Source organism: Pseudoalteromonas sp. GW168-MNA-CIBAN-0100, from assembly GCF_040309225.1.
GTDB classification, from domain to species: Bacteria; Pseudomonadota; Gammaproteobacteria; order Enterobacterales; family Alteromonadaceae; genus Pseudoalteromonas; species Pseudoalteromonas arctica.
Genome location: NZ_JBEOOL010000027.1, coordinates 1 through 15,612, shown reverse-complemented (window position 1 = coordinate 15,612; position 15,612 = coordinate 1). Strand labels below are relative to the sequence as shown.

The window sequence follows — 15,612 nt, the reverse complement described above, 5'->3', positions numbered from 1 at the left end:
TAGTGTTACAGCAACAATTAACTACATTGTTAGCGCAAACTGATATTGCGCTAACAGAAAAACAACAGCAACAGCTAGTTCGTTACGTCGAGTTATTGAATAAGTGGAATAAGGCTTATAACTTAACCTCAGTACGCTTACCTGAAGAAATGATGATTAAGCATATTATGGATAGCTTAGTTGTTGCGCCTCACTTACCCGGTCATCATTATATTGATGTTGGAACGGGTCCTGGATTACCGGGTATCGTATTAGCAATTGCATTACCTAATACACATTTTGTGTTATTAGATAGCTTAGGTAAACGTGTACGATTTTTAATGCATGTTAAACATGAGCTTGGTCTTGATAATGTAACCCCGGTTCAGTCAAGAGTTGAAGAATATCAACCAAGTGTTAAATTAGACGGCGTACTAAGTCGTGCTTTTGCTTCATTACAAGATATGGTTGACTGGTGTTCGCACTTAATCGATCATTCGGGTAAATTTATAGCACTTAAAGGCGTGTTCCCTAGCGAAGAGCTAGAGTCACTACCTGCAGGCGTTAAGTTTGAGCAAAAAATTGCATTAGAAGTACCTAATTTAGATGCACAACGACATTTAATTATTCTTTCTAAAGACTAGGGATCAGAGACACCGTGGCAAAAGTCATCGCATTAGCAAATCAAAAAGGTGGAGTGGGTAAAACTACAACCGCTGTTAACCTCGCTGCGTCTATGGCTGCAACGAAACGTAAAGTGCTGTTAATTGATCTCGATCCGCAAGGTAATGCGACTATGGGTAGTGGCGTAGATAAATATGGCGACGTGCCAACTATTTACGACCTACTTATTGAAGATAAACCTATAGAAGACGTTATCATTAAAGAAACGTCTGGCGAATACCATATGATTGCTGCAAACGGTGATGTAACCGCTGCAGAAGTTAAATTGATGGAATTATTTGCCCGTGAAGTGCGTTTACGTAACGCACTTGAAAAAATTCAGGACCAGTACGAATTTATTTTTATCGACTGTCCACCCTCTCTAAATATGTTAACTGTTAATGCAATGGCCGCAGCTGATTCTATTTTAGTGCCAATGCAGTGTGAGTATTATGCACTTGAAGGGTTAACCGCATTAATGGATACGATTACGCAACTTGCTAAGTTAGTGAATCCTAGCTTACAAATTGAAGGCATACTTCGTACTATGTACGACCCGCGTAACCGTTTGGCTAATGATGTATCAGAACAATTAAAACAACATTTTGGCGATAAAGTATACCGTACGGTGATCCCGCGTAATGTTCGTTTAGCTGAAGCACCTAGTTTTGGTACTCCTGCTATGTACTATGACCGGGCATCAAGTGGCGCTAAAGCGTATTTAGCACTCGCTGGTGAAATGTTACGCAGAAAAGAAAAAACAGCGTCCGTTGTCGCCTAACTTTGAGGTAAAAAAATAACATGTCTGCTAAAAAACGAGGTTTAGGCCGAGGACTCGATGCACTTTTAAGTTCGTCAAAGCCTGCACCAAGCCCAAGCAAGGAACACGACACATCAAACGTTTCTGAGGCTGTGCAAAATGCCGCAGCTAATAATAGTGAATTACAAAAACTCCCAATAGAGTTTTTACACTCTGGTAAATACCAACCTCGTAAAGACATGTCTGAAGAGGCGCTAGAAGAGCTTGCTAGTTCTATTCGCTCACAAGGTATTATTCAACCCATTGTTGTGCGCCCTATTGCACACAATAGTTTTGAAATTATAGCGGGTGAGCGTCGTTGGCGCGCAGCGCAAATAGCTAAGCTTGAAACAGTACCTTGTATTATTAAAGATGTACCTGATGAAGCTGCCGTTGCGATTGCACTGATAGAAAATATTCAGCGTGAAGATTTAAATGCCATGGAAGAAGCAGTTGCACTTAATCGTTTACTAATAGAATTTGAATTAACACATCAGCAAGTAGCAGATGCGGTGGGTAAATCACGTACGACTGTAACTAACTTATTGCGTTTAAATAACTTAAATAGTGATGTAAAAATTCTGTTAGAACATGGCGATATTGAAATGGGCCATGCTCGTTGCCTGTTAGCCCTTGAAGGTGAAGCGCAGTCAGATGCTGCTCGTTTAGCTGTAGCTAAAGCATTAACAGTTCGAGAAACTGAAAAGCTCGTACGCTCAATTTTAGAACCTTTACCTGCTAAAGAAATAACCGAAAAAGATCCAGATGTTAAGCAGTTAGAACAACAACTCGCTGAAAATCTAGGTGCTAAAGTAGAGATTAACTACAATAAAAAAGGTAAAGGTAAACTGGTTATTTCGTATACTAACCTAGATGAACTTGACGGCATTTTAAATCGTATCAATCACGACAATACCCACCATTAGTTTTCTACATGTCTAAAAAGGGACATTTGTAGCTATTTCGTGTTACAAAGCATCTACTCAAGTTGCAAAACTGGCAGGATTAAGTATAATTTCGCCAGTTTTCACACCCTAACAATTAGAACGCAATAAAGGTTAACTAAACGTGACTGATAAGTTAGCGAGTCCATATCGACTTGCCGTATTAAAGTTAATTTGCCTTCAGGGTGTTGTAGCATTAGTTGCTGCTGTAATTATTTTTTTTAGTTCGGGAGTCAATGCCTCGCTTTCATCACTCGCTGGTGGAGCTGTAGCAGTACTTCCGCACTTTGTATTTGCACTTTATGCATTCAGATATATGGGTGCAAGTCGAGCAAATCAAGCGTATGCCTCGTTGAAACGCGGCAACGGATTAAAGTTTATGCTAACAATTGTATTGTTTGCGCTAGTACTGAAGCATTTTCCGGTAATTTTATTACCCTTTTTTAGTACTTATATACTGGCGCTCTTTACTGGATTGTTCGCACCCGTTTTTTTTAAACATTAACTTTTGGGATATAACATGGCAGCAGAAGAAGTTACTCTATCTGGCCATATCCAGCACCATTTGACCAATGCTAAGATGTGTTCGACCGATACAGGTCTCGCCTTCAATAAAGCATGTACGGACAGTGGATTCTGGACATGGCATATAGATACCCTTGCATGGTCTATCGGTTTAGGTCTTATATTTTTATGGATCTTTCGTAGTGCCGCTAAAAAATCAACACTAGGTGTACCTGGGAAATTTCAGTGTTTTATTGAAATAATCGTAGAATTCGTTGGTGACAACGTACGCGATACTTTCCATGGTAAAAGCAAGCTTATTGCACCATTAGCCTTAACGATTTTCGTTTGGGTGTTCTTAATGAACTTAATGGATTTAATACCAGTTGATTTCATTCCAGCACTTGCAGGTTTCGTTGGTGAGACTGCATTTGGTATGGATTCACACGATGTGTACATGAAAATTGTACCTACTACCGATATTAATATGACTTCAGCGCTAGCGCTGGGTGTATTTATACTAATGGTTGGCTTTTCAATCAAAATAAAAGGTATTGGCGGGTTTATTAAAGAGTTAACGCTTCATCCGTTCAGCTCAAATAACATGTTTGTTCAAATTATTTTGATACCATTTAACTTATTACTTGAACTGATTGCACTCGTTTCTAAACCGTTTTCATTAGCACTACGTTTGTTTGGTAACTTATATGCTGGTGAGTTGATTTTCATCTTGATCGGCGCTATCGGTTTTATGCAACTACCGTTGCACTTTGTTTGGGCTGTATTCCATATTCTAGTTATTACATTACAAGCATTCTTATTCATGATGCTTACGATTGTATACCTAAGCATGGCAAGTTCAGATAATCACTAATTTTTAGATTTACAATTTTACTTTTACTTTTAACTTTACAATTGAAACTTTGGAGAAATAAATGGAAGCTTTAGAATTATTAACAGGCTTAAAATACATCGCAGTAGCTTTACTAATCGGTTTTGGTGCAATCGGCACAGCAATCGGTTTTGGTAACATGGGCGGTAAATTCCTTGAAGCATGTGCGCGTCAACCTGAGCTTGCACCTTCGCTACAAGTTAAGATGTTTATTCTTGCTGGTCTAATCGATGCTGTAGCAATGATTGGTGTTGGTATCGCTATGGTATTGTTGTTCGTACTTTAATTTTATTCTTTGAACAGCTTACTATTTAAGGAGGAGCGGTTGTGAATTTAAACGCCACTCTTATCGGTGAATTGATTGCGTTTACGGTGTTCGTATTATTTTGTATGAAATACGTATGGCCACCACTAAACGGTGCAATTGAAGCTCGCCAGAAAAAAATCGAAGATGGTTTAGCTGCCTCTGATAGAGCCGAAAAAGACTTAGAACTTGCGCAAAAGAAAGCTGCTGAACAGCTTAAAGATGCAAAAGCTCAAGCGGCTGATATCATTGATCAAGCTAAAAAGCGTGCAGTGCTAATTGTTGACGAAGAAACACTTCGTGGTCAACAAGAGCGTGAAAGTATCATTGCTCAAGGGCACTCTGAAGTTGAGTCTGAACGTAATCGCATAACAGAAGAACTACGTAAGCAAGTAGCAACTCTGGCAGTGATTGGCGCAGAACGTATTTTAGAGCGTGAAATTAATCAAGCCGCACATAGTGACATCGTTGAAAAACTTGTCGCTGAGCTGTAATTAGGAGGGTATGAGCATGTCTAATTTGACTACTATCGCTCGCCCATACGCTAAAGCGGCTTTTGAACTTGCCGTTGAGAAAGGCACTCTAGAAAGCTGGAATGATATGTTGTTCTTTGCAGGCCATGTAGCCAGCAATGAGCAAGCATCGTCTGTTTTAGCGAGTATGCCTACAGCTACTGCACAAGCTGAATTATTTATTCAACTTTGTGCTGAGCAGCTCAACGAACAAGGTCAGAACCTAGTTAAGGTGATGGCTGAAAATGGACGTTTGACAGCTCTACCTGAAGTTGCACAGTTATTTGCTGAATTTAAAGCAGAATACGATAAAGAAATCGAAGTAGATGTGATTTCTGCAACTCCTCTTGTTGCTGCGCAACAAGAGTCATTGGTAGCGGCACTTGAAAAACGTTTCGCACGCAAAGTTAAGCTGAATTGTAGTGAAGACGCGTCAGTGGTTGGTGGACTTATTATTAGGTCTGGCGACACTGTAATCGACGGTACTATTCGCGGTAAATTAAACCGCTTAGCTACAACACTACAATCGTAATTGGGAAAAAGAGCATGCAACTTAATTCCACTGAAATTTCAGATCTGATCAAACAACGTATTGAGAAGTTCGAAGTTGTAAGTGAAGCTCGTAACGAAGGTACTATTGTATCTGTTACTGACGGTATCATCCGCATCCACGGTCTTGCTGACTGTATGCAAGGTGAAATGATTGAGCTTCCTGGCAGCCGTTATGCTATCGCACTAAACCTTGAGCGCGACTCAATTGGTGCAGTAGTAATGGGTCCGTACGCTGACCTTACTGAAGGCGTAAAAGTATATACAACTGGTCGTATTTTAGAAGTTCCTGTTGGTCCTGGTCTACTTGGTCGTGTTGTAAACACACTAGGTGCTCCAATCGATGGTAAAGGCGCTCTAGATAATGACGGGTTTGAACCTGTAGAAAAAATTGCACCAGGTGTAATCGAGCGTAAATCTGTAGATGAGCCAGTTCAAACTGGTTATAAATCTATTGATGCGATGATTCCAGTTGGTCGTGGTCAACGTGAACTTATCATAGGTGACCGCCAAACAGGTAAAACTGCTCTAGCAATCGATGCAATCATCAATCAAAAAGACACAGGCGTTAAGTGTGTGTACGTTGCGATTGGTCAAAAAGCGTCTACTATTGCAAACGTAGTTCGTAAATTAGAAGAGCATGGTGCACTAGCAAATACTATCGTAGTTGTTGCATCTGCTTCTGAATCTGCGGCACTTCAGTACTTAGCACCGTTCGCGGGCTGTACTATGGGTGAATACTTCCGTGACCGTGGTGAAAACGCATTAATCGTATATGATGATTTGTCTAAGCAAGCAGTTGCTTATCGTCAAATTTCATTACTACTTAAGCGTCCACCAGGCCGTGAAGCATACCCAGGTGACGTATTCTATCTTCACTCTCGTCTTTTAGAACGTGCATCGCGTGTAAACGCAGATTACGTTGAAAAGTTCACTAATGGTGAAGTGAAAGGTAAAACTGGTTCATTGACGGCATTGCCAATCATTGAAACTCAAGGCGGCGACGTTTCTGCGTTCGTACCGACTAACGTTATCTCTATCACCGATGGTCAGATCTTCTTAGAAACTGACTTATTCAACTCAGGTATCCGTCCGGCAGTAAATGCTGGTATTTCGGTATCGCGTGTTGGTGGTGCTGCACAAACTAAAATCGTTAAGAAACTAGGTGGCGGTATTCGTCTAGCCCTAGCTCAGTACCGTGAACTAGCTGCGTTCTCGCAGTTCGCGTCTGACCTTGACGATGCAACTCGTGCTCAACTTGAGCATGGTGAGCGTGTAACAGAGCTAATGAAGCAGAAACAGTACGCGCCAATGTCTGTTGCTGATATGTCTTTGTCGTTATTTGCTGCTGAAAAAGGCTTCCTTCAAGATATCGAAATCGCGAAAATCGGTGACTTTGAAGCTGCTTTACTTTCTTATGCAAGTAGCACATACGCAGAGCTTGTGGCTCAAATCAATGAAACTGGTAACTTGAATGCCGAGATCGAAGCGCAGCTTAAAGAACTTCTAACGAAGTTCAAGTCTACGCAAACTTGGTAATTTAGTTATTAATGGTGCGCTTTAGGAAACTAAAGCACACCTTGATTCGGAGAGAGAGTCATGGCCAGCGGAAAAGAGATTAAAAGCAAGATCGGGAGTATTAAAAATACTCAAAAGATCACTAGCGCAATGGAAATGGTTGCTGCGTCTAAAATGAAAAGGGCGCAAGAACGCGTTGCTTCAAGCCGTCCATACGCTGACAAATTACGTGAAGTAATTGGTCGTGTTGCTCAAGCAAATCTTGATTTTACTCACCCGTTCTTAAAAGATCGTGAAGTGAAACGAGTTGGTTATATTGTTATCTCTACAGACCGTGGTCTGTGTGGCGGTCTAAACTCAAACGAGTTTAAGAAAGTTGCACTTGATGTTAAAGCGTGGAAAGAAAAAGGTGTTGATGCTGAATTTGCTACTTTAGGTAGTAAAGCAGCTGGCTTCTTTCAACGTTTTGGTGGTCAACTACTCGCTAAAAAAGCGGGCCTAGGAGATAAACCTTCAGTACAAGACGTTATTGGTCCTGTAAAAGTTATGCTTGATGCATTTTCTGAAGGCAAAATAGACCGTTTATTCTTGGTATATAACAAATTCGTTAATACCATGAGGCAAGAGCCAATTATAGATCAGTTACTCCCTTTGCCAAAAGCTGAAGAAGAAGTATCTGCTCACACATGGGATTACTTATACGAGCCAAATCCAGAGGCTATTTTAGAGTCTTTGTTAGTACGCTTTATTGAGTCTCAAGCATACCAAGGTGTGGTAGAAAATGCTGCCTCTGAACAGGCTGCTCGTATGGTTGCAATGAAAGCTGCAACTGATAACGCAGGTGACCTTATGGACGAGCTACAGCTTGTTTATAACAAGGCTCGCCAAGCAGCAATCACACAAGAAATTAGTGAGATTTGTTCTGGCTCAGCAGCAGTTTAATGCTTCGGGTAAAGATTAACGAGAGGAATAGACATGAGTTTAGGTAAGGTCGTCCAAATTATCGGCGCCGTTGTGGATATTGAATTTCCACAAGATAGCGTGCCAGCGGTATACCACGCACTAAGAGTAACAGATGGCGATTTAGCTGGTTTGACTCTAGAAGTTCAACAGCAGCTAGGTGGCGGTGTAGTGCGTACTATCGCTATGGGTACTACTGATGGTTTACGTCGTAGTGCTTTAGTTATGAATACAGGTGAATCGATTCAAGTTCCAGTTGGTAAAGCAACACTTGGTCGTATCATGAACGTACTTGGTGAGCCAATCGATGAAGCGGGTCCAATCGGCGAAGAAGACCGTATGTCTATTCACCGTGCAGCACCTTCATACGAAGAGCAATCAAGTTCAGTTGAGCTTTTAGAAACTGGTATCAAGGTTATCGACCTTGTATGTCCGTTTGCTAAAGGTGGTAAAGTTGGTTTATTCGGTGGTGCCGGTGTTGGTAAAACTGTAAACATGATGGAACTTATCCGTAACATCGCAATCGAGCACAGCGGCTACTCAGTATTCGCAGGTGTTGGTGAGCGTACACGTGAGGGTAACGATTTCTACCATGAGATGAACGATTCAAACGTACTTGATAAAGTATCGCTTGTATACGGTCAGATGAACGAGCCTCCAGGTAACCGTTTACGCGTAGCGTTAACAGGTCTTACTATGGCTGAAAAGTTCCGTGACGAAGGTCGCGATGTACTTTTCTTCGTAGATAACATCTACCGTTATACACTTGCTGGTACAGAAGTATCTGCACTACTTGGTCGTATGCCATCAGCGGTAGGTTACCAGCCTACACTTGCTGAAGAAATGGGTGTGCTTCAAGAGCGTATCGCTTCTACTAAGACGGGTTCAATTACATCAATCCAAGCGGTATACGTACCTGCGGATGATTTAACGGATCCATCTCCAGCAACTACCTTTGCTCACTTAGACGCAACAGTAGTACTTTCACGTGATATCGCGTCACTTGGTATCTACCCAGCGGTAGACCCTCTTGATTCGTCTTCACGTCAACTTGACCCACAAGTAATTGGTCAAGAGCACTACGATACAGCACGTGGCGTTCAAACAGTTCTTCAGCGTTATAAAGAACTTAAAGACATCATTGCAATCCTAGGTATGGACGAGCTTTCTGACGAAGATAAGCAACTTGTATCTCGTGCACGTAAAATCCAACGTTTCCTATCTCAGCCATTCTTCGTGGCAGAGGTGTTTACAGGCGCGTCTGGTAAGTACGTATCACTAAAAGATACAATTTCTGGCTTTAAAGGCATCTTAAACGGTGAATTTGATGATATGCCAGAGCAAGCGTTCTACATGGTTGGCTCTATCGAAGAAGCTCAAGAAAAAGCCAAAGGCATGTAACTAGGAGGGTAGTATGACAGCTATGACTGTACATCTTGACGTAGTAAGCGCTGAGCAGAGTTTGTTCTCTGGTCTTGTTGAATCGATTCAAGTATCTGGTAGTGAAGGCGAGCTGGGTGTAAACCTAGGCCATGCTCCACTACTAACTGCCCTTAAACCTGGTATGGTACGTTTAGTTAAGCAATTTGGTCACGAAGATGTGATATATGTTGCTGGCGGTACATTAGAAGTTCAACCAAATCACATCACGATTCTTGCAGATACTGCGGTTCGTGGTGAAGATTTAGATGAAGATTCTGTACAAAAAGCTAAACGTGAAGCTGAAGAACATATGGCGAATTCGTCAGCTGTTGAGTTTGATTATCAGCAAGCGGCTACGCGACTGGCAGAAGCAGTTGCTCAGTTACGCGTAATTCAGCAATTACGTCACAAGTAAGCCTATCCGGTTTGTAAAAAGCCCACTTTAAGTGGGCTTTTTTGTGCCTGTTACTTTTGTATTTACACTAAATACCTTAGTCCGATTATTATCTACACTTTTACACTTTTACACTTATATCCTGCAGGAATCATCGCTACAATAACGCCATCCAATTAAGTGTGTTTTTTCAGTCAAGATTCAGTACTAATAAACTAACCTACTGAGTATCTGCACAAGAAGTGATTTACGTAATCTTCTGATCAAACATAAGACTTATTTAGCTAAAACAACGAAAAAAGGAAATTGTTTTAATGGCTCTAACAACTATTATTCTTGCTGCGGGTAAAGGTACTCGTATGCGCTCTGCTCTACCTAAAGTTTTGCACAAAGTTGCAGGTAAACCAATGGTACAGCACGTTATTGATAATGCGATGGCATTAGGTGCAACGACTACAAACCTAGTTTACGGACACGGCGGCGAACTATTACAACAACAACTTGCCGATAACAATGTAAATTGGGTACTTCAAGCTGAACAGCTTGGTACTGGCCATGCAGTAGCGCAAGCCAACTCTCATGTTAATGATGAAGACACGGTATTAATTTTATACGGTGATGTACCACTAACAAAACAATCAACACTAGAGCGTTTATTAGCCGCAACACCTAAAAATGGTTTAGCTGTATTAACGGTAAATTTGGTAAACCCAAATGGCTATGGTCGAATGCTTCGTGCCGGAGGTAAGTTAGTCGGTATTGTTGAGCAAAAAGATTCAAGCCCAGAGCAGTTACTTATTAACGAAGTAAATACAGGCATTATGGCTGTTAACGGTAAGCTATTAAAAACATGGTTAGGTAACTTATCTAACAATAATGCACAAGGCGAGTACTACTTAACAGATATCGTTGCAATGGCTCACAGTGAAGGCGTAGAAATCACTTCAGCTCAGCCAGACCATGCAATGGAAGTTGAGGGCGCAAATAACCGCGTACAACTTGCAGGCTTAGAGCGCGCTTACCAAGCATGGCAAGCAGAAGAGTTAATGTTAAATGGCGCAACACTTGCTGACCCTGCGCGTATTGATGTGCGAGGAACAGTTACCACCGCTGAAGATGTACTTATCGACGTAAACGTTATTTTTGAAGGCACAGTCACTCTTGGTAATAATGTACAAATAGGTCCTAACTGTGTCCTTAAAAATTGTAGCATTGGCGATAACGTTATCATTAAAGCTAATACACTGATTGAAGATGCCACAGTTGCAGATAAGTGTACGCTTGGTCCTTATGCTCGCCTTCGCCCAGGCGCTGTAATGGAAGAAGACTCACACATTGGTAACTTTGTTGAGATGAAAAAAACCCGTCTAGGTAAAGGCTCTAAAGCCAACCACTTAAGTTATTTAGGTGATGCTGAAATTGGCGAAAAAGTGAATATTGGCGCTGGCACTATTACCTGTAACTACGATGGTGTTAACAAAGCAAAAACTATTATTGGCGATAATGCCTTTATTGGTTCTAATTCATCACTAGTTGCCCCAGTAAATATAGGTGCAACTGCAACAATTGGTGCAGGCTCTGTGATCACCAGTACCGTTGAAGATGACCAATTAGCAATAGCACGCTCTAAACAGCGTAATTTAACGGGTTGGAAACGCCCAGTTAAAAAATAACAATAGAGGCTACTTAGGTAGCCTTTTTTATTTTAGCTGAAGTTTAAATTGCTCTTTATAGCGTCTAGACAAGTTAAGTACTTTACCTGTTGTTAGTTTTATTTCACTGTCACCACTGGGTAGTGGTGTAATGGACTCCACTTTATCGAGTTTTACGCCATGGCTGCGGTGAATTCTACAAAACCCCTGCACTTCAAGTTGTTTACTTAATGCTGTAAGCGTTGCCCTTAACGGATATATACGTGAGCCTATATGTAGGTTTACATAATTACCCGACGATTCAAGCCAATCAACATCCTCTATTTTTATAATGAATTCTTTTCCGAGCTTTTTAACTAATAGGCGGTTTATGGTCGATGTTGTTTGCTGCTCATTTTCTTCAATTGAAGAGGCTTCACCTAGTAACTGCTGCACCACATATTGATATACTTTGATAAGTACGATGAAAAACACAAAGCTTATAGCGTCTTTCTGGTATTCATAAATAAGCTCAAACCAGCTAAGTCCAAAGTTGTAAGACCCATCATTCAACAAATATATGAATTTACGAACCCCTACCATAATACCAACGTGTAACACGCTAAATATAATAGAGACACCAAAGTACATACCTAATGAGACCGTAATATTTTGCCAATTAAAAGATAAGTGTCTTAAAAACAAAATTAAAATAGGGAATATAAGCAAAGTACTCAAGGCACTTGAATACTCCCAAACAAATGGCTCCCACATTAAAAAAGTTAAAGCCCCTTCTCTTTGGGCTTCCATTATTTGGGTTGTAGCATTTACTGTATTATTAATTAATACGTAAGCACACAGTAATACTGATGCGTAAATGCTTTGAAAACGTTGAAAGTGCTGTAGGTTCATAAATGTATGCTTATTGCTGATGTGGCACGCTTATCCCTGTATACCACCTTTTATCACTATTGCTTGTAATATAAGCACTTATAGATAGTTTTAGCGAGAGCTTTAGGTATGAATAGCGCATAGCATACATAAAGTAGTAAAAGCATGAGCACTCAAGTACAACAACCTTCATTAGTTAATTCGCGTAAATATTATCTTGATTGGCTTAGGGTAATCGCATTTGCGTCGCTAATTTTTTATCACATTGGCATGTTGTATAGCGAAAACTGGGGGTTTCATTTTAAGAGTAATTATACATCACAGTATGTTGAATATTTAATGTTGGTGTTTTCACCTTGGCGCATGTTGCTCATTTGGTTTATATCGGGCGTAGCACTGCGTTTTATGATTGATAAAGTAAGCAGCTTTAAGTCTTGGTTACATTTCACCTTATACCGCTCTATTTTTTTACTATTACCCTTGCTGGTGGGGTTATGGCTAATAGTGCCTTTACAGCTGTTTGCAGAAATGTCACAGCAAGGTGTTATTGATATTAGCTATTGGCAATTTTATTTAGCTTTTATAGAGACGAACAATACGCTTTTTATTAATTATCAGTCTGGAGTGTGGCCGAATGTGGATGTAAATCACTTATGGTATTTGCGCTCGTTGTGGCAATTTATGCTGATCATTATTGTTTTAACTCTTTTTGCACGCTTGCCCTTTATTGCGCCTTTAAAAACATTTGTTAAAGGGGGTATGTCATTTGGGTTTTTAATTACCTTGCTCATTATTGCCACACTATTTACAAGCCATTACTTAACTGGCGATTCAATCAGAGAGACTAACGGCTTAATACTGCTACTCTCAGGATACATACTTGCTAAAAACACTTACTTTTGGAACTGCTTAAATAAAAACTTGGTATTACTGGCTTTGAGTTTTGCGGTTTTGTTTGTACTTATAATATTAAGTTATCAGAAGGTGTTTACTCTTCCTCATTTTATTTTAATCGGTAGCTACAATATTCAACGTGTTGTAGGTGTATTTTTTGTACTTGCGCTCGCTCGTCGATTTTTAAATTTTAATACTTACTATTTAAAACAGCTCAATGTATGGGTGTTTCCCTTTTATTTATTGCATCAAAGCATTTTGATTGTTTTGTGTTTTTTACTACAGCCTTTAAGTTTAGGGCCTGTTGCTGAGCCATTCATCATTATTACAGGGACTTGGTCTTTTTGCGGTGTTATTACATGGGGTATTACACGTACTGATGTACTTAGACCTTTGCTAGGGGTTGCAATTAAACGAAATTATTCCCCGACTGTAAAAACGATTGGCTATACGGCCGCTTTAATTCTAATAACTCCGCTAGCGTATAAGCTAATTACTTAGGCTAAGGGGCTGTATTAAAATTGCCATAATCTTGTCATGCCTGTGTGTTGATATTTAGCAAATACAATACTAAGGAAAATCACATGTTTAAAAAATCAATTATTGCGCTGTCACTTATATCTGTTCTTACTGGTTGCTCACTTGATGGTGACGATGGCCAAAACGGCTCTCAAGGATTACAGGGAGAACAAGGCACAGGTGGGACTAATGGGTTAAATGGTATAAATGCCAATTCAGCATTAAATATTAACCTTGTGGGTAGAGGTGTATTAAATGCACAAAGCCCAGAAGGTGCAGCTGAAATAGTTGCATATCAAGCATCTAAAAAATGGATTTACGCTATTAACAGTTCAGGTGATGACGCTGTTGTTAATATTTTACCCGCCGACACCTTTGATACTGCCGCACTCGTTAAAGATAACGAAGGGGTTATAAACGGCACAAATTTAACATCCGTTATTACGTTGCCTTTAAACGAGCATACCCAAGGCGATGCAAACAGCATTGCTATTGATGAAAATAACAATCTACTTGCAGTGGCAATGGCTGCTGAAAGCACGGGTGATACAGGTCAAATTGCTTTTTACGATATTAGCGGCGACTCACCTGTATTTATTAAAAATGTTACAGTCGGATTTTTACCAGACATGGTGACGTTCACCCATGATGGCGCAAAGGCAGTGGTTGCTAACGAAGGTGAACCAAGTGGCGACTACAGCGTAGATCCTGAAGGTTCTATTAGTATTATCGATATAACAAATAATGTAATAGCCGATACAGCAATAAATATTGATTTTAAAGCCTATAACAACAAACAAACCGAACTAGAAGCGCAAGGGGTCGTTTTTGCAAACCCAAATGGTCGTACTATTAACGGTAATCTAATAAATACCACAGTAGCTATGGATTTAGAGCCCGAGTACGTTAGCATTTCTAAAGATAACAAATATGCTTATGTATCTATTCAAGAAAACAATGCACTTGCAATAGTTAACCTACAAGACAACAGCTTTGAGCTAAAGGGCTTAGGCTTTAAAGATTGGTCAAGCTTACAACTTGATGCCTCAGATAAAGATGGCGGCGTTAATTTTAAATCATACCCAGGGCTCTATGGTATGTACCAGCCCGATACTATCTCAAGCTTTAGTTGGAAAGGCGCTAACTTTATAGCTACTGCCAACGAAGGTGACGCAAGAGAATACTTTTTTGATACAGCTGATGAAGCAGACTGCACAGCAAAGGGCGGACTTGATTACGATAAAGACGATGGCTGCTTAGCTTATATAGATGAAAGCCGCGTTGAAGACTTAACGCTTGCTGCTAATTTTGATTACTTAAATAATGACGATGATGATATTGGTCGCTTAAAAGTAACAACAATAAAAGGCGATACCAATAACGACGGACAATACGAATCGCTTTACGGCTATGGCGCACGTTCTTTTACTATTTGGGATAGCAATGGGCTGGTGGTTTTTGATTCAGGTGACGATATAGCACGTATAACAGCATCTGTGCATGGTGAATCATTTAATAATAATGAAGATGAAAACAAAGGTGACTCACGTTCAGATGATAAAGGCGCAGAGCCTGAAGCGCTGACTATTGGTAAAATTGACGATCGTACATTTGCTTTTGTTGGATTAGAACGTATGGGCGGTATTATGGCTTACGACATTACTAATCCATACAATGTGCAATTTGAAGACTACTTCTATAATAGAGGCTTAATTAAAGGAGCGAATATTACAGGCGATTTGGCACCTGAAGGAATGGTATTCGTTTCAGCAGAGCAAAGTGCAACAGGAAATCCACTCTTAATTGTTGGAAATGAAATATCAGGCTCTATTGCCGTATGGGAAATAGCATCTAAATAAATCTTTAATTTTAAATAAAGCTGTGTGTTGTTTGTTTAACATACAGCTTAGTTTAAACCTTACTAATACATCATCAATTGATACATAAATTATGAGTGTTTTTTAAACTAAAAGCATCCTGTAGCCCTTTATTTGTATAGCTTTCATACTAAATTCATTTAATTGTCAAAAAGCTGAAATAAAACATTGACCCCCGCTCGAATCTCCCTATAATGCGACCCCACTGAGACAGGAAACGCCAACGCATAGCGAGGCACGAACTACTCAGAGAGTTAAATAAAACTTCGGTTTTAAATTATCTAAAAAGAAAGTTTAAAACTAAGTGTTGACTCGAAAAATAAAGGGTGTATTATTCGCATCCCTTGAGACGCTAAAGCG

At 40.1% G+C, this 15,612-nt stretch carries 16 protein-coding genes; 15 read left to right on the top strand and 1 reads right to left on the bottom strand.

What is annotated here, in order from left to right; translation table 11 throughout:
* Positions 1–2 precede the first annotated feature (2 nt).
* The 13 genes from rsmG to glmU all read left to right on the top strand — a co-directional run bounded on the left by rsmG (position 3) and on the right by glmU (position 11,113).
* The gene (gene rsmG, locus AAEY62_RS15610) at positions 3–623 is read left to right on the top strand and encodes a 16S rRNA (guanine(527)-N(7))-methyltransferase RsmG (RefSeq protein ID WP_007585988.1); all 621 of its coding nucleotides are present in this window, start codon (positions 3–5) and stop codon (positions 621–623) included.
* A 14-nt stretch (positions 624–637) separates the two neighbouring features.
* Entirely contained in the window at positions 638–1,423 is a 786-nt protein-coding gene (locus AAEY62_RS15605) for a ParA family protein (RefSeq protein WP_004335235.1), read from the top strand.
* A gap of 20 nt (positions 1,424–1,443) precedes the next feature.
* Positions 1,444–2,367 carry a ParB/RepB/Spo0J family partition protein gene (locus AAEY62_RS15600; protein WP_024591276.1) on the top strand — a complete coding sequence of 308 codons (924 nt, stop codon included), beginning with the start codon at positions 1,444–1,446 and terminating at the stop codon, positions 2,365–2,367.
* A 142-nt stretch (positions 2,368–2,509) separates the two neighbouring features.
* A complete protein-coding gene (locus AAEY62_RS15595) occupies positions 2,510–2,890 on the top strand; it encodes an ATP synthase subunit I (protein WP_007585983.1) in 381 nt (126 codons plus the stop codon).
* 15 nt (positions 2,891–2,905) lie between these two features.
* A complete protein-coding gene (atpB, locus tag AAEY62_RS15590; RefSeq protein ID WP_010555143.1) occupies positions 2,906–3,763 on the top strand; it encodes a F0F1 ATP synthase subunit A in 858 nt (285 codons plus the stop codon).
* A gap of 61 nt (positions 3,764–3,824) precedes the next feature.
* On the top strand, positions 3,825–4,067 hold the full coding sequence (atpE, locus tag AAEY62_RS15585) for a F0F1 ATP synthase subunit C (RefSeq protein ID WP_007585980.1): 243 nt from the start codon (positions 3,825–3,827) through the stop codon (positions 4,065–4,067).
* A gap of 41 nt (positions 4,068–4,108) precedes the next feature.
* Entirely contained in the window at positions 4,109–4,579 is a 471-nt protein-coding gene (gene atpF, locus AAEY62_RS15580; protein ID WP_004335264.1) for a F0F1 ATP synthase subunit B, read from the top strand.
* Positions 4,580–4,595: 16 nt separating this feature from the next.
* Entirely contained in the window at positions 4,596–5,129 is a 534-nt protein-coding gene (gene atpH / locus AAEY62_RS15575) for a F0F1 ATP synthase subunit delta (protein ID WP_007585978.1), read from the top strand.
* A gap of 14 nt (positions 5,130–5,143) precedes the next feature.
* The gene (gene atpA, locus AAEY62_RS15570) at positions 5,144–6,685 is read left to right on the top strand and encodes a F0F1 ATP synthase subunit alpha (protein WP_024611290.1); all 1,542 of its coding nucleotides are present in this window, start codon (positions 5,144–5,146) and stop codon (positions 6,683–6,685) included.
* Between the two features lie 60 nt (positions 6,686–6,745).
* Positions 6,746–7,606, top strand: coding sequence for a F0F1 ATP synthase subunit gamma (atpG, locus tag AAEY62_RS15565; RefSeq protein ID WP_007585974.1), 861 nt, complete (start codon positions 6,746–6,748; stop codon positions 7,604–7,606).
* Positions 7,607–7,639: 33 nt separating this feature from the next.
* Positions 7,640–9,025: a F0F1 ATP synthase subunit beta gene (gene atpD / locus AAEY62_RS15560; RefSeq protein WP_007585971.1), complete on the top strand. Its 1,386-nt coding sequence runs from the start codon at positions 7,640–7,642 to the stop codon at positions 9,023–9,025.
* A 13-nt stretch (positions 9,026–9,038) separates the two neighbouring features.
* Positions 9,039–9,461: a F0F1 ATP synthase subunit epsilon gene (locus AAEY62_RS15555; RefSeq protein ID WP_007377666.1), complete on the top strand. Its 423-nt coding sequence runs from the start codon at positions 9,039–9,041 to the stop codon at positions 9,459–9,461.
* 293 nt (positions 9,462–9,754) lie between these two features.
* Entirely contained in the window at positions 9,755–11,113 is a 1,359-nt protein-coding gene (gene glmU / locus AAEY62_RS15550; protein WP_350635305.1) for a bifunctional UDP-N-acetylglucosamine diphosphorylase/glucosamine-1-phosphate N-acetyltransferase GlmU, read from the top strand.
* A 27-nt stretch (positions 11,114–11,140) separates the two neighbouring features.
* Here glmU and AAEY62_RS15545 read toward each other — a convergent pair whose 3' ends face one another.
* Complete coding sequence (locus AAEY62_RS15545) at positions 11,141–11,983, bottom strand: LytR/AlgR family response regulator transcription factor (protein WP_350635303.1); 843 nt, start codon at positions 11,981–11,983, stop codon at positions 11,141–11,143.
* Positions 11,984–12,127: 144 nt separating this feature from the next.
* On the opposite strand from AAEY62_RS15545, the gene AAEY62_RS15540 reads away from it, so the two are divergent.
* Positions 12,128–13,357: an acyltransferase family protein gene (locus AAEY62_RS15540; protein WP_350635301.1), complete on the top strand. Its 1,230-nt coding sequence runs from the start codon at positions 12,128–12,130 to the stop codon at positions 13,355–13,357.
* Positions 13,358–13,440: 83 nt separating this feature from the next.
* Positions 13,441–15,234 (top strand): choice-of-anchor I family protein, encoded by a 1,794-nt coding sequence (locus AAEY62_RS15535; RefSeq protein WP_024607960.1) that lies wholly within the window; start codon positions 13,441–13,443, stop codon positions 15,232–15,234.
* Positions 15,235–15,612 lie beyond the last annotated feature (378 nt).

Excerpts from the sequence above, each read along its gene's own strand:
- AAEY62_RS15600 (WP_024591276.1), top strand. The coding sequence starts at position 1,444 with ATGTCTGCTAAAAAACGAGGTTTAGGCCGAGGACTCGATGCACTTTTA.
- atpB (WP_010555143.1), top strand. The coding sequence starts at position 2,906 with ATGGCAGCAGAAGAAGTTACTCTATCTGGCCATATCCAGCACCATTTG.
- atpE (WP_007585980.1), top strand. The coding sequence starts at position 3,825 with ATGGAAGCTTTAGAATTATTAACAGGCTTAAAATACATCGCAGTAGCT.
- atpH (WP_007585978.1), top strand. The coding sequence starts at position 4,596 with ATGTCTAATTTGACTACTATCGCTCGCCCATACGCTAAAGCGGCTTTT.
- atpA (WP_024611290.1), top strand. The coding sequence starts at position 5,144 with ATGCAACTTAATTCCACTGAAATTTCAGATCTGATCAAACAACGTATT.
- atpG (WP_007585974.1), top strand. The coding sequence starts at position 6,746 with ATGGCCAGCGGAAAAGAGATTAAAAGCAAGATCGGGAGTATTAAAAAT.
- atpD (WP_007585971.1), top strand. The coding sequence starts at position 7,640 with ATGAGTTTAGGTAAGGTCGTCCAAATTATCGGCGCCGTTGTGGATATT.
- AAEY62_RS15555 (WP_007377666.1), top strand. The coding sequence starts at position 9,039 with ATGACAGCTATGACTGTACATCTTGACGTAGTAAGCGCTGAGCAGAGT.
- glmU (WP_350635305.1), top strand. The coding sequence starts at position 9,755 with ATGGCTCTAACAACTATTATTCTTGCTGCGGGTAAAGGTACTCGTATG.
- AAEY62_RS15545 (WP_350635303.1), bottom strand. The coding sequence starts at position 11,983 with ATGAACCTACAGCACTTTCAACGTTTTCAAAGCATTTACGCATCAGTA.
- AAEY62_RS15540 (WP_350635301.1), top strand. The coding sequence starts at position 12,128 with ATGAGCACTCAAGTACAACAACCTTCATTAGTTAATTCGCGTAAATAT.
- AAEY62_RS15535 (WP_024607960.1), top strand. The coding sequence starts at position 13,441 with ATGTTTAAAAAATCAATTATTGCGCTGTCACTTATATCTGTTCTTACT.